Origin of the sequence: Nonomuraea sp. NPDC001831 (assembly GCF_042892035.1) — a bacterium.
Lineage (GTDB): Bacteria > Actinomycetota > Actinomycetes > Streptosporangiales > Streptosporangiaceae > Nonomuraea.
Map to the genome: position 1 here is coordinate 1 of NZ_JBIATU010000035.1, position 24,642 is coordinate 24,642.

At 73.4% G+C, this 24,642-nt stretch carries 19 protein-coding genes and 1 pseudogene; 11 read left to right on the plus strand and 9 right to left on the minus strand.

Annotation, left to right across the window (positions count from 1 at the left end; translation table 11 throughout):
* A pseudogene (locus ACFYYW_RS48705) lies at positions 1 to 600 on the minus strand (peptidase M28); the annotation flags it as partial.
* 293 nt (positions 601 to 893) lie between these two features.
* Here ACFYYW_RS48705 and ACFYYW_RS48710 point away from each other — a divergent pair.
* Complete coding sequence (locus ACFYYW_RS48710) at positions 894 to 3,983, plus strand: BTAD domain-containing putative transcriptional regulator (protein ID WP_387661348.1); 3,090 nt, start codon at positions 894 to 896, stop codon at positions 3,981 to 3,983.
* 92 nt (positions 3,984 to 4,075) lie between these two features.
* Positions 4,076 to 5,233 (plus strand): FAD-dependent monooxygenase, encoded by a 1,158-nt coding sequence (locus ACFYYW_RS48715; RefSeq protein ID WP_387661351.1) that lies wholly within the window; start codon positions 4,076 to 4,078, stop codon positions 5,231 to 5,233.
* Here ACFYYW_RS48715 and ACFYYW_RS48720 read toward each other — a convergent pair.
* From ACFYYW_RS48720 to ACFYYW_RS48730, 3 genes are all read right to left on the minus strand, one after another.
* Positions 5,227 to 6,045, minus strand: a complete 819-nt coding sequence (locus ACFYYW_RS48720; protein ID WP_387661354.1) for an SAM-dependent methyltransferase — start codon at positions 6,043 to 6,045, stop codon at positions 5,227 to 5,229. The two genes, ACFYYW_RS48715 and ACFYYW_RS48720, sit on opposite strands and share 7 nt — an antisense overlap.
* Positions 6,046 to 6,112: 67 nt before the next feature.
* Positions 6,113 to 6,997 (minus strand): hypothetical protein, encoded by an 885-nt coding sequence (locus ACFYYW_RS48725; protein WP_387661357.1) that lies wholly within the window; start codon positions 6,995 to 6,997, stop codon positions 6,113 to 6,115.
* Between the two features lie 33 nt (positions 6,998 to 7,030).
* The gene (locus tag ACFYYW_RS48730) at positions 7,031 to 7,990 is read right to left on the minus strand and encodes an NAD(P)H-dependent flavin oxidoreductase (RefSeq protein ID WP_387661360.1); all 960 of its coding nucleotides are present in this window, start codon (positions 7,988 to 7,990) and stop codon (positions 7,031 to 7,033) included.
* Positions 7,991 to 8,187: 197 nt separating this feature from the next.
* Here ACFYYW_RS48730 and ACFYYW_RS48735 point away from each other — a divergent pair, with 197 nt between their 5' ends.
* The gene (locus ACFYYW_RS48735; RefSeq protein WP_352320620.1) at positions 8,188 to 8,373 is read left to right on the plus strand and encodes a hypothetical protein; all 186 of its coding nucleotides are present in this window, start codon (positions 8,188 to 8,190) and stop codon (positions 8,371 to 8,373) included.
* A 32-nt stretch (positions 8,374 to 8,405) separates the two neighbouring features.
* On the opposite strand, the gene ACFYYW_RS48740 is transcribed toward ACFYYW_RS48735, so the two are convergent.
* On the minus strand, positions 8,406 to 9,506 hold the full coding sequence (locus ACFYYW_RS48740) for a serine hydrolase domain-containing protein (protein WP_364412770.1): 1,101 nt from the start codon (positions 9,504 to 9,506) through the stop codon (positions 8,406 to 8,408).
* A 100-nt stretch (positions 9,507 to 9,606) separates the two neighbouring features.
* Here ACFYYW_RS48740 and ACFYYW_RS48745 point away from each other — a divergent pair, with 100 nt between their 5' ends.
* Positions 9,607 to 10,236: a TetR/AcrR family transcriptional regulator gene (locus ACFYYW_RS48745; RefSeq protein ID WP_352320623.1), complete on the plus strand. Its 630-nt coding sequence runs from the start codon at positions 9,607 to 9,609 to the stop codon at positions 10,234 to 10,236.
* Here the strand turns inward: ACFYYW_RS48745 and ACFYYW_RS48750 are convergent.
* Both ACFYYW_RS48750 and ACFYYW_RS48755 read right to left on the minus strand, forming a co-directional pair.
* Entirely contained in the window at positions 10,233 to 11,027 is a 795-nt protein-coding gene (locus ACFYYW_RS48750) for an N-acetylmuramoyl-L-alanine amidase (RefSeq protein WP_387661364.1), read from the minus strand. The two genes, ACFYYW_RS48745 and ACFYYW_RS48750, sit on opposite strands and share 4 nt — an antisense overlap.
* Before the next feature lies 1 nt (position 11,028).
* Positions 11,029 to 12,648 carry a carbamoyltransferase C-terminal domain-containing protein gene (locus ACFYYW_RS48755; RefSeq protein WP_387661366.1) on the minus strand — a complete coding sequence of 540 codons (1,620 nt, stop codon included), beginning with the start codon at positions 12,646 to 12,648 and terminating at the stop codon, positions 11,029 to 11,031.
* A 223-nt stretch (positions 12,649 to 12,871) separates the two neighbouring features.
* On the opposite strand from ACFYYW_RS48755, the gene ACFYYW_RS48760 reads away from it, so the two are divergent.
* From ACFYYW_RS48760 to ACFYYW_RS48775, 4 genes are all read left to right on the plus strand, one after another.
* Positions 12,872 to 13,381 (plus strand): hypothetical protein, encoded by a 510-nt coding sequence (locus tag ACFYYW_RS48760; RefSeq protein WP_387661368.1) that lies wholly within the window; start codon positions 12,872 to 12,874, stop codon positions 13,379 to 13,381.
* A gap of 201 nt (positions 13,382 to 13,582) precedes the next feature.
* Positions 13,583 to 14,215, plus strand: coding sequence for a GPP34 family phosphoprotein (locus tag ACFYYW_RS48765; protein ID WP_387661371.1), 633 nt, complete (start codon positions 13,583 to 13,585; stop codon positions 14,213 to 14,215).
* Between the two features lie 55 nt (positions 14,216 to 14,270).
* Positions 14,271 to 15,755 (plus strand): APC family permease, encoded by a 1,485-nt coding sequence (locus ACFYYW_RS48770; protein WP_352320632.1) that lies wholly within the window; start codon positions 14,271 to 14,273, stop codon positions 15,753 to 15,755.
* Entirely contained in the window at positions 15,752 to 16,360 is a 609-nt protein-coding gene (locus ACFYYW_RS48775; RefSeq protein WP_352320633.1) for a GNAT family N-acetyltransferase, read from the plus strand. Before ACFYYW_RS48770 ends, ACFYYW_RS48775 begins: the two co-directional genes overlap by 4 nt.
* Here ACFYYW_RS48775 and ACFYYW_RS48780 read toward each other — a convergent pair.
* Complete coding sequence (locus ACFYYW_RS48780; protein ID WP_387661374.1) at positions 16,350 to 18,320, minus strand: hypothetical protein; 1,971 nt, start codon at positions 18,318 to 18,320, stop codon at positions 16,350 to 16,352. The genes ACFYYW_RS48775 and ACFYYW_RS48780 overlap by 11 nt on opposite strands.
* A 229-nt stretch (positions 18,321 to 18,549) precedes the next feature.
* On the opposite strand from ACFYYW_RS48780, the gene ACFYYW_RS48785 reads away from it, so the two are divergent.
* Entirely contained in the window at positions 18,550 to 19,680 is a 1,131-nt protein-coding gene (locus tag ACFYYW_RS48785; RefSeq protein WP_387661407.1) for an alkaline phosphatase PhoX, read from the plus strand.
* A 108-nt stretch (positions 19,681 to 19,788) separates the two neighbouring features.
* On the plus strand, positions 19,789 to 20,643 hold the full coding sequence (locus tag ACFYYW_RS48790; RefSeq protein WP_387661377.1) for an SGNH/GDSL hydrolase family protein: 855 nt from the start codon (positions 19,789 to 19,791) through the stop codon (positions 20,641 to 20,643).
* Positions 20,644 to 20,688: 45 nt separating this feature from the next.
* Here the strand turns inward: ACFYYW_RS48790 and ACFYYW_RS48795 are convergent, their stop codons facing one another.
* On the minus strand, positions 20,689 to 21,894 hold the full coding sequence (locus tag ACFYYW_RS48795; RefSeq protein WP_387661380.1) for a PucR family transcriptional regulator: 1,206 nt from the start codon (positions 21,892 to 21,894) through the stop codon (positions 20,689 to 20,691).
* Between the two features lie 185 nt (positions 21,895 to 22,079).
* Between ACFYYW_RS48795 and ACFYYW_RS48800 the strand changes: the two genes are divergently transcribed.
* The gene (locus tag ACFYYW_RS48800; RefSeq protein ID WP_387661383.1) at positions 22,080 to 24,608 is read left to right on the plus strand and encodes a glycoside hydrolase family 9 protein; all 2,529 of its coding nucleotides are present in this window, start codon (positions 22,080 to 22,082) and stop codon (positions 24,606 to 24,608) included.
* Positions 24,609 to 24,642 lie beyond the last annotated feature (34 nt).

A 24,642-nucleotide genomic window follows, 5' to 3' on the forward strand; every position in this document is an offset into this window, starting at 1 on the left:
GACGGCGCCGGTGCGGGCGTCGACGTAGACGTTCTGCACGCTGGGCTTGCCCGCGGCCAGGCCGGAGACCTTGACCTCCCAGGCCAGCCTGGGCGTGGCGTCCTTGGCCAGCACGACCAGGCGGGGGGCGGTGCTGTCGTCCACCCGCGACAGGCGGCCCTTGGCGGTGGCGGTGGCCTTGGCCGCGGTGACGGTGGCCTTGGTGGCGACGTCGCGCGTGGTGGGGCCGGTGGCCGAGACGGTGTCGCGGACGTGGCCGGCGGCGTCGGTGACCACGACGGCGTCGCCGCCGATCACGGGCAGGCCCTTGTAGGTGCGGTCGTAGGCGACGTAGAACATGTCACCGGCGCCGGGGGTGACACTGCGGCGGCTGTAGGCCTCGTCGGGGCCTCTGCTGAGGTTGTCGAGCTGGCTGGAGACGGCCTTGTCGGCGACTGCCGCGGCGAGCGAGGCGGGGTCTGCCGCCGCTCGGGTGCTGCTGGAGCCTTGCTGGGCGGGGGTGGCTCCGGGAGGGGCGGCGCTCGCGGGTGACGCCTGAAGCGTCATGGTCGCGGCCGTGGCCAGGCCGGCGACCGCCGCGAGTAAGGCTTTGCGTTTCACGCTGTGGTGCTCCTTTCGGCGGGCTCCCTCCGGCCGTTGCCGCCTTTGGGCGCGCGCGGGCCGCCGAGCGGTCAGGGGTGTCCTGGGTCGCGGGGCGTGAGGGGATGTGGGGGGTGATAAAGGGTGACGGATACAGCAAGCGGACCGTTTCGCCTTGTTGCCGCCAGACGCTAAGCGCTTGTTGATGGCGCGAAAATACGTATGTTCATCGGTAGGCATACCGACATTTCTGTTACCGCTGGTCACACCCATCCACGTGCGGATAGCAGCCGCGATGCTGGACAATCGGGCACGTGCAGTTCGGCATCCTGGGCCCGTTGGAGGTGCGATCGGCCGGCGGCGACCCGATCGCCGTGGGCGGCCCCCGGCCGCGTGCCCTGCTCGTCCTGCTGCTGCTGGAGGCCGGTCGTACGGTCGGCGTGAACCGGCTCATCGACGCCCAGTACGGCGAGAGCCCGCCGGCCGGCGCGGCCAACGCCGTACAGGCGCAGATCTCCCGGCTGCGCCGCAACCTGCCCGCCGACCTGATCGAGTTCCACGGCGCCGGCTACCGGCTGGCGGTCCCGCCCGAGGACGTCGACGCCCACCGCTTCGAGCGGCTGGCCCGCGAGGGCCGGCGGCTGCTCGCGGGGGGCCGGCACGCGGCCGCGGCGGCCGTCCTCAGGGAGTGCCTGGACCTGTGGCGCGGCCCGGCGCTCGCGGACGTGCGCGAGGCCGCGTACGCGCCGGGGCAGGCCGACCGGCTGGAGGAGCTGCGCCTGGCCGCCCTGGAGGACCTGTACGAGGCCGACCTGCACCTGCCCGAGGCCGAGCCCGCGGCGGGGCTGCGCGAGCTGGTCTCCGCCCACCCGCTGCGGGAACGCCCGCGCGCCCTGCTGATGCGCGCCCTGCACGCGGCCGGACGGCAGGCCGAGGCCCTGGCCGTCTACGACGAGGCGCGGCGGCTGCTCGCCGACGAGCTGGGCGCCGACCCCTCGCCCGAGCTGGCGGCGCTGCACCTGGCGATCCTGCGCGGCGAGCAGCGGCGCGCGCACGCCACGCGGTCGGCGCCGCCGCCGCAGCTCACCACGTTCGTCGGCCGCGAGGAGGAGCTGGCCCGCCTGGCCGCGCTGCGCGGGGCGCGGCTGGTCACGATCACCGGCCCCGGCGGCACCGGCAAGACCCGCCTGGCCGTCGAGGCCGCCACCCGCGACCGGGAGCGGCAGGCGTGCTTCGCCGACCTGTCGCCCGCGGCCGGGGAGGGGCAGGTGCCGCTGCTGGTGCTGAACGCGCTCGGGCTGCGCGAGTCGGCGCTCAGCCCGGGCGTCGCCGGCCCGGCCGACCCCGCCGAACGCCTGGTCGCCGCCCTCGCCGAGCAGGACCTGCTGCTCGTCCTGGACAACTGCGAGCACGTCGTCGCCGAGGCCGCCACGCTGGCCCGCCGCCTGCTGGCCGGCTGTCCCGGCGTGCGCGTCCTGGCCACCAGCAGGGAGCCGCTGGGCATCACCGGCGAGCACCTGGTGCCGCTCCCGCCGCTGGCCACCCCGCCCCCGGGCACGCCCGCCGGGGACGCGCTCGCCTACCCGGCGGTCAGGCTGTTCGCCGACCGGGCCGCCGCCGTACGGCCCGGGCTGGAGCTGGACCTCGACGCGACGCTGAGCATCTGCGCGGCGCTGGACGGCCTGCCGCTGGCCATCGAGCTGGCCGCGGCCCGGGTGCGCACGTTCCCCGTGGCGGAGATCGCCGCGCGGCTGGCCGAGCACGGCCGGTTCCGGCTGCTCTCACGCGGCGACCGCACGGCCGCCGCCCGGCACCGGACGCTGCACGCGGTGGTGGAGTGGAGCTGGGACCTGCTGGACGCCGAGGAGCAGGTGCTGGCCAGGCGGTTCTCGGTGTTCTCCGGCGGGGCCCGGCTGGCGGCGGTCGAGCGGGTGTGCGGCGAGGACAGCGCCGTGCTGCTGGCCGATCTGGTGGACAAGTCGCTGGTGGAGACCGCCGGCGACCGCTACCGCATGCTCGACACCGTCCGGCTGTTCTGCGCCGAGCGGCTGGCCGAGGCGGGCGAGGAGCAGCGGATGCGCGCCGCGCACGCCGCCTGGCACCTGGGGCACGCCCAGCGCGCCGAACCCCACCTCTACCGTGCCGAGCAGCTCGAATGGCTGGCCCTCCTGGGGGCCGACGACGCCGACCTCCAGGCCGCGCTGCGCTGGTGCGTCGAGCACGACCCGCCGGCCGCGCTGCGGCTGATCGCCGCCCTGGCCATGTACTGGTACCTGAGCGGGCGGCGCGGCCAGGCCGTCCAGCCGGCCCGGCGGCTGCTCGACGTGCTCGGCGCCGAACCGCCGGCGGGCCTGACCGACGAGTACGTGCTCGCCGTCCTGCACGCCGCCCCCGGCACCGGCTCGCCGCACTGGAGGCGGGCCGCCGAGCTCACGTCGGACCCGGACCGGCCGGTACGGCACCCGTTCGCCGCCGCGCTGTGGGGCATGACCGCGGGGCCGCCCGAGCGCGACGTGGAACGGCCGCGGCAGCGCGAGCTCGGCGGCGACCCGTGGAGCCGGGCGCTCGGCCGGCTCGGCGAAGCGCTGCTCATGCTGCTGAACGGCGGCATCGTGGCGGCCGAGCGGGAGCTGGAGATCGTCCGGGCGGAGTTCGGCGCGCTGGGCGAGCGCTGGGGGAAGGCGCAGGGGCTCGACTGGCTGGCGGTCATCGCGGGCTGGCGCGGCGAGTGGGCGCGGGCGACGGAGCTGTGGGCGCAGGCGCTCGACCTGCTCGACGAGCTCGGGGCGCTGGACGAGCTGGTGGACGTGCTGTGCCGGCGAGCCGACGCCCGGCTGCGGGCGGGCGACCTGGCCGCGGCCAGGGCCGACTGCCTGCGCGCCCGCGAGCTGGCCCGCGAGCTGGGGCGGCCCGAGCTGACGGCGGCCGTGCACGTGAGGCTGGGCGACCTGGCCAGGATCGAGGGGGATCTCGGCGAGGCCGCCGAACGGCTGCGGGACGCGCTGGCCGCCACCGCTCCGGGCTCCCCGCTGGCCGGCAGCACGGATCCGCAGGTGCTCACGGCGCTGGCCCGGCTGGCCCAGGCCAGGGGCGAGGCGGGCGAGGCCGTGGCCCGGCACCGGGAGGCGGTGGCCGTCGCGCTGCGCTCGCCGATCGACAGCGACCTGGCCGACGCCGTCGAGGGCCTGGCCGGGGCCGCGCTGCTCGACGACCCGCCGGAACGGGCGGCGCTGCTGCTCGGCGTGGGCGTCGCATTGCGCGGGACGGCGGTCACCGGCGACCACGACGTCGCCGCGACGGCCGCCGCCGCCACGGCCGCGCTCGGCCCGGAGCGCTTCGCCGCCCTGTACGCCCGCGGCGCCGCGATGACCAGGGACGAGGCCCGCTCCACGATCCTCACCTGACAGCCCGGCCCTTGACAGTCGGGGACGCCCGCGCCGGAGACTGTCAGCCGGTCGTCGCCGGGTTGTCAGCGCTCCCGGCGAGGCTTGCCGGCATGAGAGACAACCTGCACAACACCCGCGTACTCATCTCCGGCGCCAGCATCGGCGGCCCCGCGCTGGCCCACTGCCTGGCCCGCCGCGGCTGCAACGTCACCGTCGTGGAGAAGGCGCCGGCCCTGCGCGAAGGCGGCCAGGCGGTGGACTTCAAGGGCGAGACCCACCACACCGTCCTGACCCGCATGGGCATCCTGGACGACGTGCGCCGCCTCCAGACCGGCGGCACCGACCAGTACTTCGTGGACGCCGACGGCCGCACGCTCGGGGTCATGCCCGGCGAGTTCACCGGCGGCGACCTCGAGATCCGCCGCGGCGACCTGGCCCGCCTGCTGTACGAGCGCACCGCCGCCACCTGCGAGTACGTCTTCGGCGACTCCATCACCTCGCTCACCGAGGCCCCGGGCGGCGTGCACGTCACCTTCGAACGCTCGGCCCCCCGCACGTTCGACCTGGTCGTGGGCGCGGACGGCATCCACTCCAACGTCCGCAGGCTGGCCTTCGGCCCCGAGTCCGAGTGCGTGGACTTCCTCGGCCACTACTACGCGCTGGTGGAGCTGGACACCGACTTCGGCCCGCACGGCCAGATGTACAACGAGCCCGGCAGGATGGTCGCGGTCGGCGGGCCGAAGGCGCCGGCGTTCTTCGTCTTCGCCTCCGAGCGGCTCGACTACGACCGCTACGACGTCGAGCAGCAGAAGGCGATCCTGGAGCGGGCCTACGCCGGCATGGGCTGGCGCACCCCGCAGGTCCTCGACGCGGTGCGCGGCTCCAAGGACGTCTACCTCGACTCCATCAGCAGGGTGAACATCGACCGGTACGTCAACGGCCGGGTGGCGCTGCTGGGCGACGCGGCGTACGGCAGCACGCTGGGCGGGTTCGGCAGCGGGCTGGCGCTGGTGGGGGCGTACGTGCTGGCCGAGGAGCTGGCCGCGGCGGGCGGCGACCACCGCGTGGCCTTCGCCGAGTACGAGCGCCAGATGCGCCGCTACTCCAAGGTCACCAGGAGCGGCAACAACGCGGGCACGTTCCTGGCGCCCGGCTCCCCCGCCGGGATCCGGATGCGGAACTGGACCTTCAAGTTCGGCTTCCTGCTCGGCCTGATGATGAAGGTGACCGACAAGTTCGCCACCAACATCGCGCTGAAGGACTACTGAACGGGCACCCGGCCCACGCCCGCGTCGAGCCGGAGCCGGGGCGTGCCGTCCAGCAGCGGGAGGTGGTCGTCGTCGGTGAGCCGCCAGTCCTGGACGGGCACCAGGCCGGGCCCGATCAGCTCGAACCCGTCGAACAGCCGCAGCACCTCGGCGTGGCTGCGGAACGCGCCCTGGGCGGGCGAGCCGGCGGTGGCCAGGCGGAGCTGGGCGACGGCCTCGGGAGAGCTCTCGGCCATCGCGTGGGAGAGCACCAGATGGCTGCCGGGCGCCATGGGCTTCCTGAAGGCGGCCACGATGCCGGGCGGGTCCTCGTCGTCCATGACGAAGTGCAGCACGCCGACCATGAGCACGCAGACCGGCTGGTCGAAGTCGATGAGGCCGGTGACGTGCGGGTCGGCGAGTATGTCGGCGGGCCGGCGCAGGTCGCCCTGGATGCCGGCGACGCCGGGCTGGTCGGCGAGCAGCACCTGGGCGTGCAGGCGGACCATCGGGTCGTGGTCCACGTAGACCACCCGGCAGGCCGGGCTCACCTCGCGGACGGTCTCGTGGATGCTGGGCGAGGTGGGGATGCCGGTGCCGAGGTCGATGAACTGGCGCACGCCCTGGCGGGCGACGTGCCGCACGGCCTCGATCTGGAAGCGGCGGTTGGCCCTGGCGACGGCTCGGGCGTCGGGCGCGACGGCCAGCAGTCTCTCGGCGACGGCGCGATCGACGGCGACGTTGTCCTTGCCGCCGAGCAGGTAGTCGTACACCCGGGCGGAGCTCGGCACGTTCGGATCGACTCCGGGCGGAACACGTTCTAGCTCAGACATGGTGACCCATTTCCTCGCCTGCCACTGTTCGGTGGCCATACTAAGCGGTAACTTACCGGAACGTGTTCTATTTGGTCGCATAGCCGCAGGGGCGGGGGGCGTCGAACTCGGGGTCGAGCTCGATCCTGCTCAGCACCGTCGCGTCGATCGGACGGCGGATCGTGCCGGCCGTGGCGCAGTCGTAGAACACGTACGCGCCGGAGTCCTGGCCGAGCACCAGCCAGCGCTGCCCCTTCGACAGGAGCTTGCCGGAGTCGTCGCGCACCTCGGCCCACTGGTTGGAGAAGCCGGTGAGCTGGAGCACGAGGTTCGCCTCGCCGCGGTCGTGCACCGCCTCGGCCCCCTGGGTCATCCAGCCGACGAGCACGAACCCCAGGCCCACCCCCACCAGCGCGCCCGTCAGCACCCGCATCGCGGCCCGCCCGGTGGGCCGCGCCCGCAGCAACCGGTACGGCACCAGCAGGCAGAACAGCCCGACCACCACGACCGTGATCAGCACCGGCGTGCCGGTGACGTCGAGGATGCCGAGCAGCCCCCAGTACGCGACGCCCGACAGCGCCGCGCCCACTGCGGCGGCCAGCCACGGCTGTTCCCGCCCCCGGTCGAGGACGCGTCCGGCGGCGCCGCGGGTGACCCGGTCGAGCAGCCACCAGGCGCCCACGACCAGGCCGAGCAGCGGCAGCAGGGTCAGGAAGAGCAGCACCAGCGTCGCCACCAGGTGGCCGAAGATGCTCGCCTGGGTGAGCCCGGCCTGCTCGGGGGTGATGCCGAAGGTGTCGTAGACGCTCTCGAAGCCCAGGTAGAGCAGGGCGTAGACGGCGACGGCGATCGGCACGACGACCGTGCCGATCTTCTCCATCACCTCCAGCACGCTGCCCCTGGCGGACGCGGTCCCCGGTGCCGTGGCGACGGAGGGCGCCGGGGGCGCTGGGGGGAGCGTCTGATTTGTCATGACACAAGAGGATGCATCAGGCCAGGGTGGGCGTCATCCACCGGGCGGGGCGAAGCGGCGCAGCAGCGCGTCCGCCTCGGCGAAGCCGGCCACCACGTCGGCGGCCGTGCGCCGTTCGCGCACCATCCCGACGGCCTGGCCCGCGTAGATGCAGGCGGTGTCGAAGTCGCCGTCGCGGCGGGCGGCGGCGATCCGCGCCGCGGCCTCCTCGTCGGCCGCCAGCTCCTCCTCGTGCCCGGCCCAGCGGTCGAAGAACGGGTTGCGCAGGGCCCGGCCGCCGTACTCGGCCGGCCAGTCGAGGCGCTGGGCCACGTCGAAGACGCGGCCGTAGGCGGTGTCGGTCTCGGCGGCGGCCAGCACGCGGGCCGCCGCCGTCTCCGGCAGGGCCGTCTCCGCGCAGCCCATGAACGCCGTGCCGGCCCACGCGCCCGCGGCCCCGGCCGCCAGCACGGCGGCCAGCCCGCGCGCGGTGGCGATGCCGCCCGCCGCCAGCACCGGGACGCGGACGGCGTCGAGCACGCTCTGGAGCAGCGGCAGCGTGCCGACGTCGGCCCGGCCGTGACCGCCCGCCTCGGCCCCGCGCGCCACGACCGCGTCGACGCCGGCCTGCTCGGCGGCGCGGGCCTCGTCGGTGGTGCCCGCCTGCGTGACGACCGTGATGCCGGCCTGCCGCAGCTCCTCCACGTACCGCTCGTACGGCCCGAAGCTCACCGAGACCAGCCGCGGCCGGGCCGCGAGCACGGCCTCGAACTGGGCCGGGTTGCCGGGCAGCGCCCAGGCCATGAGCCCGATCCCGTACGGCCGCCCGCTCCCGGCGGCGACGGCGGCCTCGGCCTCGATCCAGGAGGCGGGGGCGGCGGAGGACACCCCGATCACGCCGAGCGCGCCGGCCGCGGAGACGGCGGCGGCCAGCCGGCCCGCGCCCACTCCGGCCATGGGCGCGCCCACCAGGGGCACCGTCAGCCCGAACCGCTCGGTCAACCACGTCCGCACGCCGGCCTCCTTCGCACGTCGCCTGCCGCTGCCAGTCTCGCACCACGCCTCCCGCGAGCATGGCGGGAGGGCGACAACGCAGGATCCGTACGAAAGTAGAGCCGGATGACCGATGCGCCGGAGGCGGAGGCTGTGCATCCTGGTGGGGACGGGTCCGGCGCGTGGCCTGTTGTGAACCCGAGAGGAGTCGCCAGGACATGGACAGCGCTGCGAGCCGCCCGACCGTGGTCTTGGACAACGGCGTCGTCGGCCGGATCATGCTGGCCCACCGGTCGAGGAGCGATCTCGTGCTCGTGCTCGGCATGGACGGCACCCTGCTGAGCTGCGACCTCGACGGCATCGCCTGCGTGGTCGGCGGCCGGCCCCTGTGCCGCGACGGCTGAGCCGCCGCGGAGGCGGTGAGACCCCCGCGCCCTCAGGACCGGGCGACCAGGGCGGCCAGTTCGCCGACGGCCGCGAAGTCGTTGGTGAGGCGGTTCTTGGTGAGGGCGACGGCGGTGCCGGTCGCGGTGTCGGCCCACGCGTAGCTGCCGCCCGCCCCGCCGATGCCGAACGCCGTCGCGCTCTCCTGCGGCGAGCCGCCGGGAAGCCCGATGGTGAAGCCGAGCCCCCACGTCGAGGGCATGCCGAAGACCTCGTCCGGGCCGCTGTAGGCCACCGTGGTCGCCTCGCGCAGCCGCTCCGGCGAGATCAGTCGCACGCCGTCCACCTCGCCGAGCAGGGCGGCGTACATGCGCGCGATGGCCCTGGCCGAGGTCTTGCCGCCGGCCGGGATGTCGGCGGTCAGGTAGTCGGGCCTGCTGCCGAGGGCGGCATTGGGCATCAGCTCCATCGGCCCGGCCTTGAACATCGGCAGGTCGGCCGGCAGGTCCCCGAACGCCGACGGGTCCATCGGCTCGTCCTCCAGCCGGGCCAGGCGGTGCTGCTCGGCCGGCGGCATGCCGAAGTAGAGCTCGCGGGCCACGCCCAGCGGGCCGGAGACCTCCTCCAGCAGCACCTGCGAGATGCGCTTGCCGGTGACCCTGCGGACGATCTCGCCGACGAGGAAGCCGAAGGTGTAGGCGTGGTAGCCCATCTTCGTGCCCGGCTCCCACCACAGCTCGGCGTTCTCCAGGGCGGCGACCATCTTGTCCCAGTCGCAGACGTCCTCAGGCGTGGTGTCGAGCGGCACGCCGGGCACGCCGGCCGTGTGGGTCAGCACGTGGCGGACGGTCACGCCGCCCTTGCCGTTCCTGGCGAACTCCGGCCACAAGTCGGCGACCGGGGTGTCGTAGTCGTACAGGCCGCGCTCGGCCAGCATGTGGGCGACCGTCGAGGTCGCACCCTTGCCGATGGAGAAGTTGTAGAACGGGGTGTCGGAGGTGACCGGACGGCCGGTCTCCGGGTCGGCCACGCCCGCCACCACGTCCACGATCTGCACGCCGTCGCGGTAGACGGCCACCTGCAACCCGCGCTCGGCGCCTGACTCGACCAGCTTGTCGGCGGTCTGCTGCACCTGCTGCTGAAGGTCGCTCATGAGGTCGTCACTCCTGTTCGTTTCGGGAACTGGACGGTACAGTACTCACATCAGTACGGAACTGTCCAGTACTATGCGAACTCATGATCGAAAAGGTGGCGTGACGTTGACCGACGAGGACGGCCGGACGGCCCGCAAGCGCAGGCAGATCCTGGACGCCGCGCGCGCGGTGTTCCTGCGCAACGGCTACGTGGGCGCGAGCATGGACGAGGTGGCCTCGATCGCCGCGGTCTCGAAACAGACCGTCTACAAGCACTTCAGCGACAAGGAACAGCTCTTCACCACGATCATCCTCGACACCACGGCGCAGATCGAGGGCCTGGCCAAGCTGATCACCGAGTCGCTGGCCGGCGACGACGACCTGGACAAGGGGCTGCGCAAGCTGGCCCACGAGTTCCTGGCCTCGATCATGCAGCCCGACGTGCTGCGGCTGCGGCGGCTGATCATCGCCGAGGCCGACCGCTTCCCCGACCTCGGCCGCACCTGGTACGAGCAGGGCTTCGAACGTTCGCTGGAGAGCATGTCCACGGCCTTCGGCCGGCTGGCCGGGCACGGCCTGCGTCCCATGGACGACCCGCGGCTGGCCGCCGAGCACTTCGTCGGCCTGCTGCTGTGGATCCCGGTGAACAAGGTCATGTTCGCGGGCGGCGGCGAGCACCACACCGAGGCCGAGCTCGACCGGCTCGCCGACGCCGCGGTCGAGGTCTTCCTGCGCGCCTACGGGGCCTAGCCGGTCAGGAACTGCTTGAGCCCGGCGGCCAGGGAGCCGGCCATCTCCCCGCGGAACTCGCCGTCGGACATCTTGGCGGCGTCGCCCGGGTTGGCCATGTTGCCGCACTCGATGAACACCGCGGGGCGGGTGGACAGGTTGAGCCCGCCCAGGTCGGTGCGGGTCTGGAGGCCCTGCTCGCCGACGTAGGTGGCGTACGGCATGCCGGTGCCGTCGCGGAAGGCGTTCCGGACGGCCACGCCGAGCCTTCTGGACGGCTGGATGATCGCGTCGTTGTGCCCGGGCACCAGGCCCGGCATGATCACGTGGAAGCCGTGGCCCGCCGGCGGCGCGCCGTCGGCGTGGATGGACAGGACGGCGTCCGCCCCCGCCTTGTTGCCGATGGCCGCCCGCTCGTTGATGCAGGGGCCGACGCCGGTGTCGTCCGGCCTGGTCAGCACCACCTTGGCGCCCATGTCTTCGAGCAGCGGCTTCAGGCGGTTCGCGACGTCCCAGGTGAAGGCGTGCTCGCTGTAGCCCGCGGCGGTCTGGGTGCCGGTGGTGTTGCAGGGTTTGCGCCCGGTGATGATGTCGACCGGGCGGCTGATCTCCTTGGGATGGGAGGCGTTGCCGCCGTTGTGCCCGGGGTCGAGCACGACGACCTTCCCGGCCAGCGCGTTCCGCGTGGTCTGCGACGGCGAGCCGGACGTCACGACCACCCCCTGGGTGGTGCGCACGGGGCCGCCGCCGCAGGCCGCCGACAGCGCGGCCACGACGGCCAGCACCACGGGGACGGCTGGGTGAACGCGCATGCTAGTCGCGGTCCCAGGTCAGGCCGGGCACCGGCGGCTCCTCGCGCTTGCGGATCAGGTACGGCGGCATGACCAGGGCGTGCAGGCTCGTCGCGAGCAGGGTGTCGATCGACTGCTCGGGCGTCTCGGTCAGCGGCTCGCCGGGGCCGTTGAGCGAGGCGTTGACCAGCACCGGGGAGCCCGTCGCCGCGTGCCACCCGGTCAGCAGGGCGTGCAGGAACGGGGTGGCCCGCTCCTCCACGGTCTGGATCCGCGCCGTGCCGTCCACGTGGGTCACGCCCGCCAGGCTCGCGCGGTGCTCGGGGCGCACGTCCACGACGCACTGCAGGAACGGCGCCGGGCGGTCGACGCCGAACAGGCGCTCGGCGTGCTCGGCCAGCACCAGCGCGGCCAGCGGGCGGAACCACTCGCGGCCCTTGACCTCGAAGTTGACGTAGTCCTGCATGTCCGGCCTGGCCGGGTCGGCGAGCACGCTGCGGTTGCCGAGCGCGTTCGGGCCCGACTCGCTGCGGCCCTGGTGCAGGCCCACGACCCGGCCGCTCTCCAGCAGCGACACGGTCGCGCCGACGAGGTCCGCCGGCTGCTCGGCCACCAGGCCGTCCGGCAGGCTCCGCACCGCGGCGGCGATCTCGGTCTCGTCCGGGTCGGGGCCGAGGAAGTCGTCGGTCCAGCGGAAGCGGCTCTCGACGCCGAGGCATTCGATGAGCCCGTACAGGGCGCAGCCCACGGCGGAGCCGCCGTCGTGCGGGCTCGGCGGGATGAACACCTCGCGGAACGGCGACTCGCGGACGATCCGGCCGTTGGCCGTGGCGTTGAGCGCGGCGCCGCCGGCGTAGACCAGCCGGTCCAGGCCGGTCTGCCCGTGCAGCCAGGCGACCACCTGGGCGAGGGCGTTCTCGAAGACCCGCTGGCCGGCCGCGGCCAGGTCCGCCGCCCGGGAGAAGCGCTCACCGCCGGGCTCGTAGACGTAGGCGTCCCGCTGGGCGAAGGTCTCGATCCACTCCTCGGGGATGAACACCTCGTGGCCGCGCACGTCGAGGTCGGGCAGGCCGTACACGTACGCGTCGCCGAAGGGGGCCAGGCCCATGACCTTGGCCTCGTTGCCCTCGCCCTCGGGCCACAGCAGCCTGGTCAGCAGGGTGGAGAAGCAGCCGAGGCCGGTCGGCCGGGCCCAGTCGCCGTCCCAGAGCTGTTTGGCCAGGCACTCGACCGGGCCGCCGCGCTCGCAGCGGTAGAACGAGGCGACCTCCAGCATGTCGTCGCGGGTGCCCTTCGGCAGCGGGGCCGGCTCGGTGAGGTCCCGGACCCGGCTGCCCTGCGCGCCGATCACCAGGCCCGCCGCCCGGTCGAACGGCGAGGGCGGGAACGCGCTGTAGAGGTGGCTGAGATGGTGGGAGACCAGGACGACCCGGGCGTCCTCCTTGAGGTTCAGCGTCTCGCGCAGCTCCTCCTCGTAGGCGTCCTTGTGCTCGATCTCGGTGTCGGCGGCGTATCCCTCGACCACGAGGTCCACGGGCTCCTTGAGCAGCGGCATCTCGGGCAGGTACACGTCCGGCAGGTCGCCCAGCCGGCCCCAGTGGTGCCTGCGCCGGGTGATGCGCTCCTTCTGCAGGCTGTACATGCCCGACTCGCCCACAGCGACAGCAACAGAACCATCCTGAGTACGATTTATGCCGACAACGATAGGAACATCCGTCATCTCTGGTGCCTCCTGGGCTGTGATCACCGGCACCAGTACCCGGGCTCGGGACAAGACCATCCCTCAACCGCGTAACGGACACGTCAGCCCGGAGCCGCAGGCGAACCGGGCGAACTTGTGCGCCGGGCGCGCAGTCAAACCCTGCATGACGACGAAGCACATCATCGCGGCGGCGACCCTCACGGCGGCCCTCACGGCGGGCGTCGCGCTGGCCGGGACCGCCTCCCCCGCGCTGGCCGCCCCCGCCTTCGGCCCCCAGGGGTACGGCGGGGTCACGCTGGGCATGAGCGCCAAGGCCGCCCAGGCCACCGGGAAGATCGTCCACAAGGCCGGCCTCGACTCCCCCTCCTGCTCCGGCTGGGACCTCAAGGCCCACAGGACGGGCCGCGACACGGTCGGCCTCTTCATCTCCAAGAAGCAGGGCGTGGCGATCATCTTCGCCCCGAAGGGCGTCAGGACGCCGCAGGGCATCGGCATCGGCTCGACCAACGCCCAGCTCAAGCGCGCCTACGCGAACAAACTGCGAACGGCCGCGAGCGGCTTCCCGTACGTCGCCGCGCCGGGCAACGCCAAGGCGCACTACTACTTCCTGCTCCGCAACGGCAAGATCTACGAGATGGGCCTGGCCCTCGACAAGCAGGACTGCGCGAACTGACGATCCGGAACCCCGGCGATCACCGGCTGACGGGCCCGGATCGGGCGGCACCGGCTTCTCCGCGAAGCCGGTGTTTTTTTATTTCCCGATAAATAGGGTCTAGCCCGGAGATGCGGGTTTTTGGTAGAAATTGCCGCTGGCGGCTACACGCTGCTTCCCGAACCGGTCATCCACCAATTCCTATAGTGAGCGGGCCGATTTTTGCTTGCCGATGATTTCTTCTTCGTCTGCTGGGACGCGACGGGCTCGGGCAAGCCTCGGCTGCACGTCCCGGGCGTGGCGCTCGGCCTGGCCGGGGCGCTGCTCGCGGAGCTGGTGCTGGAGCAGCGGATCACCGTCGAGGGGGTCCGGCTGCGGGTGGTCGACCGCCGCCGGGGCCCGGACGAGCTGACCGGAAAGGTGCTGACCGAAATAGGCAATTCCCCGCAGCACACCGACGTGCGCACCTGGCTGGCCTACCTCGCACAACGCTCGGTCACCGAAGTCACCGGCCGGTTGATGGGTAATGGACTGCTCGAACGCGAAACCCCGAGGCTGCTCAAGCGTAAACAATTCCGCTATTTCTCCACCGACTTCAACCGGGCCATGTGGCCCTCCGCCCGGCTGCGGCTCGCGCTGGTGAAGTGGCAGCCGCTGACCCCGCACGACATGGCGCTGGCGGCGCTGGCCGAGGCCTGCGACCTGACCGACGTCGTCGTCGAGGACCCGGCCGACCGGCGCGGCGCCCACCAGTACCTCACCACGGTGCTGGCCGCGATGCCCCAGCCGCTCAGCGACCTCGGCCGCCAGGTGAGCGCGGCCGTCGGCGACGCCGTCCTGACCTACCGGACGTGAGCCCCGGACCACCGGCCCGGCCACACCGCACCTGAACCCCCCAGAAAGGAACGCGATGCCCTCCGCGAGATCCGGCGCCGCGCCCGACCCGATCGCCGGCGCCCTGGCCGCCGACCGGCTCGGCGCGCCCTCGGTCGTCTACTTCGTCCTGTCGGCCGCCGCGCCGCTCACCGTCGTCGCCGGTGTGATCACCACTGGCTACGCCGTCACCGGCATCACCGGGCTGCCGATCGCGTTCCTGGTCGTGGGCGCGGTGCTGGCGGTGTTCGCGGTCGGGTACGTCGCCATGGCCCGCCACATGGCCAACGCCGGCGCGTTCTACACCTACATCAGCCGGGGGCTCGGCCGTCCGGCGGGCATCGCGGCGGCCTGGGTGGCGCTGATCGCCTACAACGCCCTCCAGGTCGGCCTGTACGGCGCCTTCGGCGCGGCCGCCACCCCGCTGCTGGAACGCTGGTTCGGCGGCGCGCCGCCCTGGTGGGCCATCTCGCTGGTCGCCTGGGCGCTGGTGGGCGTGCTCGGGCTGATGCGGGTGGACGTCAACGGGCGGCTGCTGGCCGTCCTGCTCACCGCCGAGGTGGCGGTCATCCTGCTGTTCGACCTGGCGGACCTGGTCAACCCGGCGCGGTCGGGGTTCTCGGCCGAGACGTTGTCGCCCGCGGCTCTGTTCGTGCCGGGGGTGGGGGCGCTGCTGGTCATCGCGACGCTCGGGTTCGTCGGGTTCGAGTCGTCGGTGGTGTTCTCGGAGGAGAGCCGGGATCCGCGGCGTACCGTGCCGCTGGCCACGTACGCGTCGGTGGCGATCATCGCGGGGCTGTACGCGCTGTCGTCGTGGGCGATGACGGTCGCCACGGGACCGGCCGACATCGTGGCCGCCGCCCGCCGCGACCAGGCCGAGACGATCTTCGTCATCGCGAACCAGCACCTCGGCGGCGCGGTCGTGGACATCGCCCGGGTGCTCTTCGTCACCAGCGTGTTCGCCGCCATGATCTCCTTCCACAACACCACCGCCCGGTACTTCTTCGCGCTCGGCCGCGAGCGGGTGCTGCCCGCCTTCTTCGGCCGCACCCGGCCGCGCAGCGGCGCGCCCCGGTCGGGCTCGATCGCGCAGACCGTGCTCGGGCTGGTCGTCATCGTGGTCTACGCCGTCCTGGGGCTCGACCCGCTGGTGCAGCTCTTCTTCTACGGCGGCTCGTTCGGCGGGTTCGGGGTGCTGCTGCTGGTGTTCGTGACCTCGATCGCGATCGTCGCCTTCTTCGCCCGGCAGCCGAGCGGCGAGAGCCTGGCGCGGCGGTTCCTGGCCCCGGTGCCCGCCGCGCTGGCGCTGGCGGTGATGGTGTGGCTGGCGCTGGACAACTTCGCGACGCTGCTCGGGGTGCCCGAGGGCGATCCGCTGGCCTGGATCCTGCCGGTCGTGTACGCGGCGGCCGCCCTGTTCGGCGTGGGCTGGGCGCTGGTCCTGCGCGCGGGACAGCCGAGCGTGTACTCGCTGGTGGGCATGGGCGCCAAGGCCGCCGCCACGCCGGAGGCCGTCCGTTGAGGCGCGCCCAGGACGTGGCGGCGCACGACGTCCGCCGGGCGACGCCCGAGGACGCCGGCGCGGTCGCCGAGCTGATCGCGACCGCGTTCGCGCGGCTGCCCGCCGTGTCGTACCTGGTGCCCGAGCCGGCCGGGCGGCACGAGATCATGGTGGCCGACTTCCTGATCCTCGTCTCGCACGCCATCGAGCACGGCGAGGTGGACCTGCTCGACGAGGGCCGCGCGGTCGCGGTCTGGCTGCGGCACACCGCCGACGCGCCGCTGCCCGAGCCGCCCGACTACGACCGCCGCCTGGCCGCCGCCACCGGCAGGTGGGCCGACCGCTTCCGGGTGCTGGACGAGCTGTTCGAACGGCACCACCCGGAGCCGCCGTACCACCACCTGGCGTTCCTGGCCGTGCACCCGGACCACCAGGGCCGGGGCCTCGGATCGGCGCTGCTGCGCCGCCACCACGCCCTGCTGGACGGCGCGCCCGCCTACCTGGAGGCCAGCAGCGCCCGCAGCCGCGACCTGTACGCCAGGCACGGCTACCACGCCGAGGAGCCGTTCGCGCTGCCCGACGGCGCCCTGTTCTGGCCCATGTGGCGGCCCGGCCTCACTGGGTGACGCAGGGCCCATCGCAGACGTCGGCGACCACGCCGGTCTTGAGGAACACCGACTTCTGCAGCTGGGCGGCCGGGGTCCTGCGCGGCTTCTCGTGCGGGTCCTCGCCCTGCGTGGGCGGGGTGTTGGTGAGCGGCGGCGCGGGGGCGCCGCTGTCCCACATCACCAGGGCCGAGCCGGGATGGGCCCGGCCGCGGATGCCGGGGATGCCCCAGAACGGCACGACGTCCGGGCTGCGTCCCGGGGCGAGGGCCGGGGTCAGCAGCCGGGCGCCGACGGTGCGGGCCTCGACCGCGGCGGTGACCGTGGCCACCTGGTGGTCGCCGAAGGCCACGTGCATGAGCACCCGGTGCCGCGGCGTCCCCGGGTAGGGGCGGTCGGTCAGGTGGGCGGCGTAGCCGTCGGCCTCGCCGCGGTCCCACAGCATCTGCATGAGCGCCAGGACGATCTGCTGGTCCAGCTTGTCGGGGTAGGCCCGGTCGAAGGCGGCCTGGAAGGGGGCGGCGTCGGCGCTGCGGTTGAACAGGGTGCTGTAGTTCATGCCGGTCACGCCGAGCACGCCGCGCTCGATGTCCTTCGACAGCGCGACCAGCGCGCCGCCCAGGATGCCGCCCTGGCTGTTGCCGTCGTACACCAGGCCGTGGCGCAGGTCGATCAGCGGGCGGCCGCGGGCGGTGCGGAAGGCGGGGTGCGCGGCGAAGCCGTCGGGGGCGGTCATGGCGCGGCCCAGGAACATGAAGTCGAGGAACCCCTGCAACGTGCGGTCGGGGATCGTGCCGAACCGGGAGATGTCGGTGAAGACGGAGACGACGTTCGGGATGTCCTCGTCGGCCATGCCGATCCACTTGGTGGCGCAGAAGAGGAAGCCGTGCTCCTGCGCCATGGTCTTCACGTTCGACGCGCCCACCTCGGAGTGCCTGCCGAGCAGGCCGTGGCCGTACAGGGAGGGCCGGGCGGGGCGGTCGAAGGCGACGCGGGGGATCTCGCAGCGGAAGGGCGCCACCTGCTCGTTGCCGGGCAGGCGGGCCGGCAGGCCGTCGGGGCCGCGGTTGAGCGCCGACCCGGGCGGGCCGCCGGGACGGTCGAGGTAGCTCGGCACCCGGAAGGCGCCCTCGACCCGGCGGGCGATCTGGGCGTCCTGCTCGGGGGTGAGGTCGGTGACCGAGGTGACCTCGAAGGCGGGCGCGCGGCCGCGCAGCGTGCGCAGGGCGTCGTCGCGCATGGCCAGCGCGGGACCGGCCAGGCCGCGCGCGCTGGCGACGGTGAAGTCCCAGGCCAGGTAGAGGCCGCGGGTGCCGACGCCGGCGCGGCGCAGCGCGGACAGCGCGGGCTGGAGGCGGCGCTGGCGGTCGTGCAGCTCGTGGTCCGGCGGCAGGGGCGGCCCGGCGACCGCGGCGAAGGCGGGGCTCGGCGGGATCGGGGCGCCGGCGGCGTCGCGGAGGTCGCGCAGGGCGACGGCGTACCGGTGGCCCTCGCTCAGGTTGCGGGCCGGGCGGACGATCAGGGCCTGGCGGCCGGCGGGCGCGTTCGCGTCGAGCTCGGCCCAGTACGGCCACCGCTCCCCCGTCACGGTGTCCAGCAGCACGACGGGCGCGTCCCGGTCCAGCGACCTACCGATGTCGGTGATCGGCGCGGCGCCCGTCCTGGCCAGGTCGAGGCCCGGCACCCTGGCCAGCAGCATCGAGCCCGGCGAGAAGCCGTCGTTCCTGTTCCACTCGGCGGGCGCGATCGGCACGCCGGCCACCGAGACCGGCATGGATTCGGCCGCGAAAGCCACCCGGCGGCCCGTGTCGGTGCCCCGGTCGGCGACGGTGAACCAGTCGTTCGGGAACGGCAGCAGGCAGGCCGCCGGGTCGATCGGGTCGCAGCCGGACGGTTGCGGGACCGCCGAGGCCGGTGACGCCGGCGGGGCCGCGAGCGTCGCGCAGGCCAGGGCGAGGGCGGTGAGGAGACGGGGAAGCACGCGCACGGGCACCTCGGGGGCTGATCGAGGCCGGGGGTTCGCGCCATGGTGGATCGCGCCGGGGCCGCCGTCAATCGGCTTCACGGAATGCCGCCCAGATTTGTGAGGCGTCACAGATTTGACCGTCCGGATTTACCGCCCTGTCCAGTTCACAGAAGGACGAGCAGGGCTCATCGTCATGTCTGCGAATTCAAACGACCTCGAACGACGCGAGCCACGTGGAGTGATGATGCGCCGTCGTACCTTCATCAGGACCGTCTCCGCGGCGGTCGCGTTCTCCGGGGCGATGTGGCACGACGCCGTCGCCTCCGCGGCGGGCGCGGGCGTGAGCCCGTACGGGCCGCTGGGCGCCCCGGACGCCAACGGCATGGCGCTGCCCGCCGGTTTCACCAGCCGGGTGGTGGCCAGGTCGGGCCGGGTCGTCGGCGGCACGCTGTGGCACCCCGCTCCTGACGGCGGCGCGTGCTTCGCCGACGGCTCCGGCTGGATCTACGTGTCCAACTCCGAGGTGCCGCTCGTGGGCGGGGCCTCGGCGATCAGGTTCAGGGCCGACGGCTCGATCGAGCGGGCGTACCGGATCCTGAGCGGCACGAACCTCAACTGCGCGGGCGGCGCGACCCCGTGGGGCACCTGGCTGTCGTGCGAGGAGATCTTCCGCGGCAAGGTCTACGAGACCGACCCGTACGGCAACCGCTCCGCCCAGCAGCGTCCCGCGATGGGCAAGTTCAAGCACGAGGCCGCGGCCTGCGACCCCGACCACAAGGTCGTCTACCTGACCGAGGACGAGGGCGACGGCTGCTTCTACCGGTTCACCCCCACCACCTGGGGCGACCTGTCCAGCGGCCGGCTCGACGTGCTCTGCGGGGCCGGCGGCGACGACGTCGAGTGGCGGCCCGTGCCCGACGCGACGCCCGGCGTCTTCGACACCCAGACCAGGCACCAGGTCTCGGCGGCCCGCCACTTCAGCGGCGGCGAGGGCTGCCACTACGCCGCCGGGATCTGCTACTTCACCGCCAAGGGCGACCGCAAGGTCTGGGCCTACGACACCGCCAGGCAGACGGTCACCGCGATCTACGAGGGCGGCGGCACCCTCGACGGCGTCGACAACATCACCGGCCGCCCGTCCGGCGACCTGTACGTGGCCGAGGACGGCGGCAACATGGAGATCAACATCATCACCCCCGACGGCGTGGTCGCCCCCGTCATGCGCCTGGACGGCCAGGCCAAGTCGGAGATCACCGGCCCCGCGTTCTCCCCCGACGGCACCCGGCTCTACTTCTCCTCCCAGCGCGGCACCAGCGGCGAGACCGCCGGGACCGGGGGGATCACGTACGAGGTGACCGGGCCCTTCCGCCGCTGACCAGCACGGCTTCACCCCACCCGAGCCGCTGACCGGCCCGGCCTCCCTCACCGGAACCGCTGACCGGCACGGCCATCGCACCCCCCACCTCCGCCGAAGGAGTCCTCCATGGTCCGACGGTTGCTCGTCCTGCTCTCCGCGACCGCCCTGGCGCTCGGCGTCGCGCCGCCCGCACACGCCGCCCAGGGCGAGGTGTACGTGGCGCTCGGCGACTCCGCCGCGTCGGGTCCCCTGGTGCCCAACCAGGTCGTGCCCGACCTCGGGTGCTGGCGTTCCGACCACAACTACGCCCACCTGACCGCCCAGGCCATCGGCGCCGCCACCTTCAGGGACGTCACCTGCTCCGGCGCCAAGACCCGCGACATGTACAACTCCCAGAGCACCGACCTCGGCAGCGTCGCGCCCCAGCTCGACGCGCTCAGCTCGGACACCACGCTGGTCACGGTGCAGATCGGCGCCAACGACGTCGGCCTGACGGGCTTCATCGAGGACTGCCTCAACCTGCTGCCCCCGCCCGTCGGCGACGCCTGCAACGACGACTACGTCGTCGACGGCCAGGACTCCTGGCGGGTCAAGACCGACGCGCTGCGGCCCAAGCTGACCACGCTGGTGGCCGACATCCGCGCCCGCGCCCCGCGCGCCCGGATCTTCATGGTCGGCTACGCCACCTACGCGCCGCCGAACGGCTGCTACCCGACCGTCCCGATCATCAAGGCCGACGCCAACTACATCCGCGCCACGCTCCAGTACTTCAACCGGATGCTGGCCGAGCAGGCCGCCGCCGCGGGCGTGTCGTTCGTGGACCTGCAGACGCCGAGCGTGGGCCACGACCCGTGCAAGGCCCCCGGCGTGCGCTGGATCGAGCCGTACGTGCCGGCTTCGCCCGCCGCCCCGTTCCACCCCAACGGCCTCGGGATGCGGAACTTCGCCACCGTGGTGACCGCCGCGGTGTCCGCGGTCTGACCGCTTGAGATCACGGGAGCCGTCCCTGCCGGGGGCGGCTCCCGTTCACTTGCGGTGCCGGCGTCTGGCGGCCAGCGCGGCGCCGATGCGTTGCAGGTGGGCCGGGTCCACGGGGTCGAGGCCGGTCAGGCTGACGGCCCTGCGCAGGCGGTAGTCGACCGTGTTGGGGTGCACGTGCAGCAGCTCGGCCGTACGGCGGCGGTCGAGGCCGGTGTCCAGGTAGACCGTGAGCGTCCTGAGCAGGTCGGGGTTGTCGAGCAGCGGGTCGAGCAGCCCGGCGAGCACGGCGGTGGCCTGGGTCGGCCGGGTGAGCTGGTACTCCAGCAGCACGTCGGCCAGCCGGTAGGCGCCCGGCGGCTGCTCGAAGACCCGCACCACCTCCAGGACCTCCTCGGCCAGCTTGACCGCCTCCGGCACGCCGGGCGGCGCGGCGATCTCGGCCGCCGCCCACACCGGCACGCCGGCCGCCTTGGCCATCGCGACGGCCGTGTCGCCGACCTCGTACCAGTCGGGGTCCTCGCCGGTGATCGGCACGAACACCAGGCCGCCCGTGGTGTCCAGCACCGACAGCACCGGCTCGGCCGCGCCCCGCTGGAGCGCCGTCCTGATCCGGTGGAGCTTGCGGCGGCCCGCGATCGACCCGCCCGGCTCGTCGCTCTCCTCGTCGGGATGCCGGCCGACGGCCAGCGCCAGCACCAGGTAGCGCGGGGCCAGCCGCACCCCGGCCAGGGCCGCCCGGTCGCCGCCGAGCAGCGCGGACACGGCGGCGTGCAGCGCGTGCTGCTCGTGGCTGAGCATCCCCTCGCGCTCCTCCAGGTACGCGGTGCACACGGCGGCCGTCACCGACTCGGTGTAGAGGAGGATGAGGCGGTTGGCCGTCAGCACGTCCTCGAAGTCGGCGGGCGTGGCCGCGGCGAACAGGTGCTCCCACACCTTGCGCGCGCCCAGGTGGTAGGCGGCCAGCAGGGCCTCCAGCGGCACGCCCTCCTGGGCCCGGCGGGCCGCCGACGAGCGCAGCGGGGCCAGCTCGGCCCTGGTGGGCGGGCGGCGGTCGCGGAACATGCGGGCGATCAGCCGCAGGTTGTGCTCGGTGATGACGGTGATCTCGCCGTCGAGCTCCTCCTTCGGCAGCCGCCGGTAGAGGGGGATCTCCTCGGCGAAGCCGCGGACGAGCTGCCTGGCCAGCTTGGCGGTCTGGCGTTCGAGCAACTCGTGCGCGGCGCACCCGGCCAGGGTGAGGGCAGGGACCACGTTCGAAACCCTCCCAGAACATGAGCCGTCAGTGAAGGGCGGCCGACAGGCTCGGTCCGGGCCGGGGCGTGAAAGTTTCAGCGTCTTCCAGCACCGATGGCGGGCATCCGTTGACGGGGCGGCGGTGGGCAAGGAGGATCAGGAGCGCTCTATTGGGAGCGCTCCCAACCCCCCGAAGGACCTCCATGACCCGATGCCGGGCCGCGCTGCTGGCCCTCCTCACCATGGTCGCCCTGTCCCCCGCCGCGTCCGCCCGCGCCGCCGACGAGGGACCCGAGCAGATCGTGAACGGCACCTTCGACGCCGGCACCGCCCCCTGGTGGAGCACCGGCAACACCACCCTGACGATCGACGGCGGCAGGCTGTGCGCCGACGTCCCCGGCGGCACCGCCAACCCCTGGGACGTCATCATCGGCCAGGACGGCGTCCCGCTGGTCGCCGGCGACACCTACGCCTACAGGTTCTCGGCCTCCGCCACCCCCGCCAAGGTCGGCAAGGCCCTGATCCAGCTCCCCGTGGACCCGTGGACGCAGTACCTGTCGGCCGCCCCGGAGCTGAGCGTCTCGGGGAACGACTACTCCTACACCTTCACCGCCCCGGTCTCGCTGCCGAACGCCCAGGTGGCGTTCCAGCTGGGCGGCAGCGCCGAGCCCTGGAGGTTCTGCATGGACGACGTGTCGCTGAAGGGCGGCGCCGAACCCGAGGTCTACGAGCCGGACACGGGCCCGCGCGTCCGGGTGAACATGGTCGGCTACCTGCCCTCGGGGCCGAAGAAGGCCACCCTGGTCACCGACGCCACCACGCCCCTGGACTGGGAGCTGCGCAACGCGGCACACGAAACGGTCGCGAACGGACGTACCGCCCCCAAGGGCATGGACGCCAGCTCGGGCCAGAACGTGCACACCATCGACTTCGGCGCCTACGCCAAGCCCGGCGAGGGCTACACGCTGACCGCCGACGGCGAGACCAGCAGGCCGTTCGACATCGACGCCGACGTGTACGACTCCCTCCCCACGGACGCGCTGAAGTTCTACTACACCCAGCGCAGCGGCATCGAGATCCTCGACAGCCTGCGCCCCGGCTACGGCCGCCCGGCCGGCCACGCGGGCACGTCCCCCAACCAGGGCGACACGGCCGTGCCCTGCCAGGCGGGCGGCTGCGACTACACCCTGAACGTCAAGGGCGGCTGGTACGACGCCGGCGACCACGGCAAGTACGTGGTCAACGGCGGCATCGCGGTCCACCAGCTCATGGCGGCCTACGAACGCGACCGGGCCGCCTTCACCGACGGCCAGCTCACGATCCCCGAGAGCGGCAACGGCGTCCCGGACGTGCTGGACGAGGCCCGCTGGGAGCAGGAGTTCATCCTGAGCATGCAGGTGCCGGACGGCAAGCCGTACGCGGGGATGGCCCACCACAAGGTGCACGACCAGAACTGGACCGGCCTGCCGCTGCTGCCGCACCTCGACCCGCAGAAGCGCGAGCTGCACCCGCCGTCCACGGCCGCGACGCTCAACCTGGCCGCGACGGCGGCGCAGGCGGCCCGGCTGTTCGCGCCCTACGACCCGGCGTTCTCGGCCAGGAACCTCAAGGCGGCGCGCAAGGCGTGGGCGGCGGCGAAGGCGAACCCGGCCCGGTACGCCGACCCCGCCGACGGCGTGGGCGGCGGCGCGTACGACGACGCGGACGTGACCGACGAGTTCTACTGGGCGGCGGCCGAGCTCTACCTGACGACGGGCGAGAAGGAGTTCGCGGACTTCGTGCTGGCCTCGCCGCACCACACCGGCGACATCTGGCGCGAGCGCGGCTTCGACTGGGGCAACACCGCCCAGCTCGGCCGGCTGGGCCTGGCGACCGTGCCCAACGCGCTGCCGGGCCGGGACAAGGTGCGGCAGTCGGTCGTCGAGGGGGCGGACAAGTACCTGGCGGTGCAGCGGGCGCACCCGTACGGGCTGCCGTACGCGCCGGCGGACTTCGACTGGGGCTCCAACAACCTGGTCCTCAACAACCTGGTCGTCCTGGCCACCGCCTACGACCTGACCGGCGAGGAGAAGTACCGGGCCGCCGTCCGGGAGGGCATGGACTACCTGCTCGGCCGCAACGCGCTCAACATCTCCTACGTCACCGGCTACGGCGAGGTCTCCGCCCAGAACCAGCACAGCCGCTGGTACGCCCACCAGCTCGACCACGCGCTGCCCCGCCCGCCGCGCGGCTCCCTGGCCGGCGGCCCCAACTCGGCCATCCAGGACCCGGTCGCCCAGCGGCTGCTGCGCGGCTGCAAGCCGCAGTTCTGCTACGTCGACGACATCGAGTCCTGGTCCACCAACGAGCTGACCATCAACTGGAACTCGCCGCTGGCGTGGGTCTCGGCGTTCCTGGCGGACAAGGGCGAGCAGGCCGCCTGCCGGGTGCGCTACTCGGCGCACGGCTCCTGGCCCGGCGGCTTCACCAGCCAGATCGTGATCGAGAACACCGGCAAGGAGAGCGTGAACGGCTGGACCCTGAGCTGGTCGTTCCCCGGCGACCAGCGGATCAAGGAAGGCTGGGGGGCCGAGCTCGTCCAGTCCGGAGCGGTGGTGACGGCGCGGAACCTCGGCTACAACGGCCGCATCAGGCCCGGCGGGTCCGTGACGTTCGGTTTCGTCGGCACGCACGCCTCGGGGCCCAACCCCGCCCCGGAGGTCTTCCGCCTCGGCGGCGACCGCTGCCGGTGACGCGCGACGCGGGCGGTCCTTCCGGGGGTCCGCC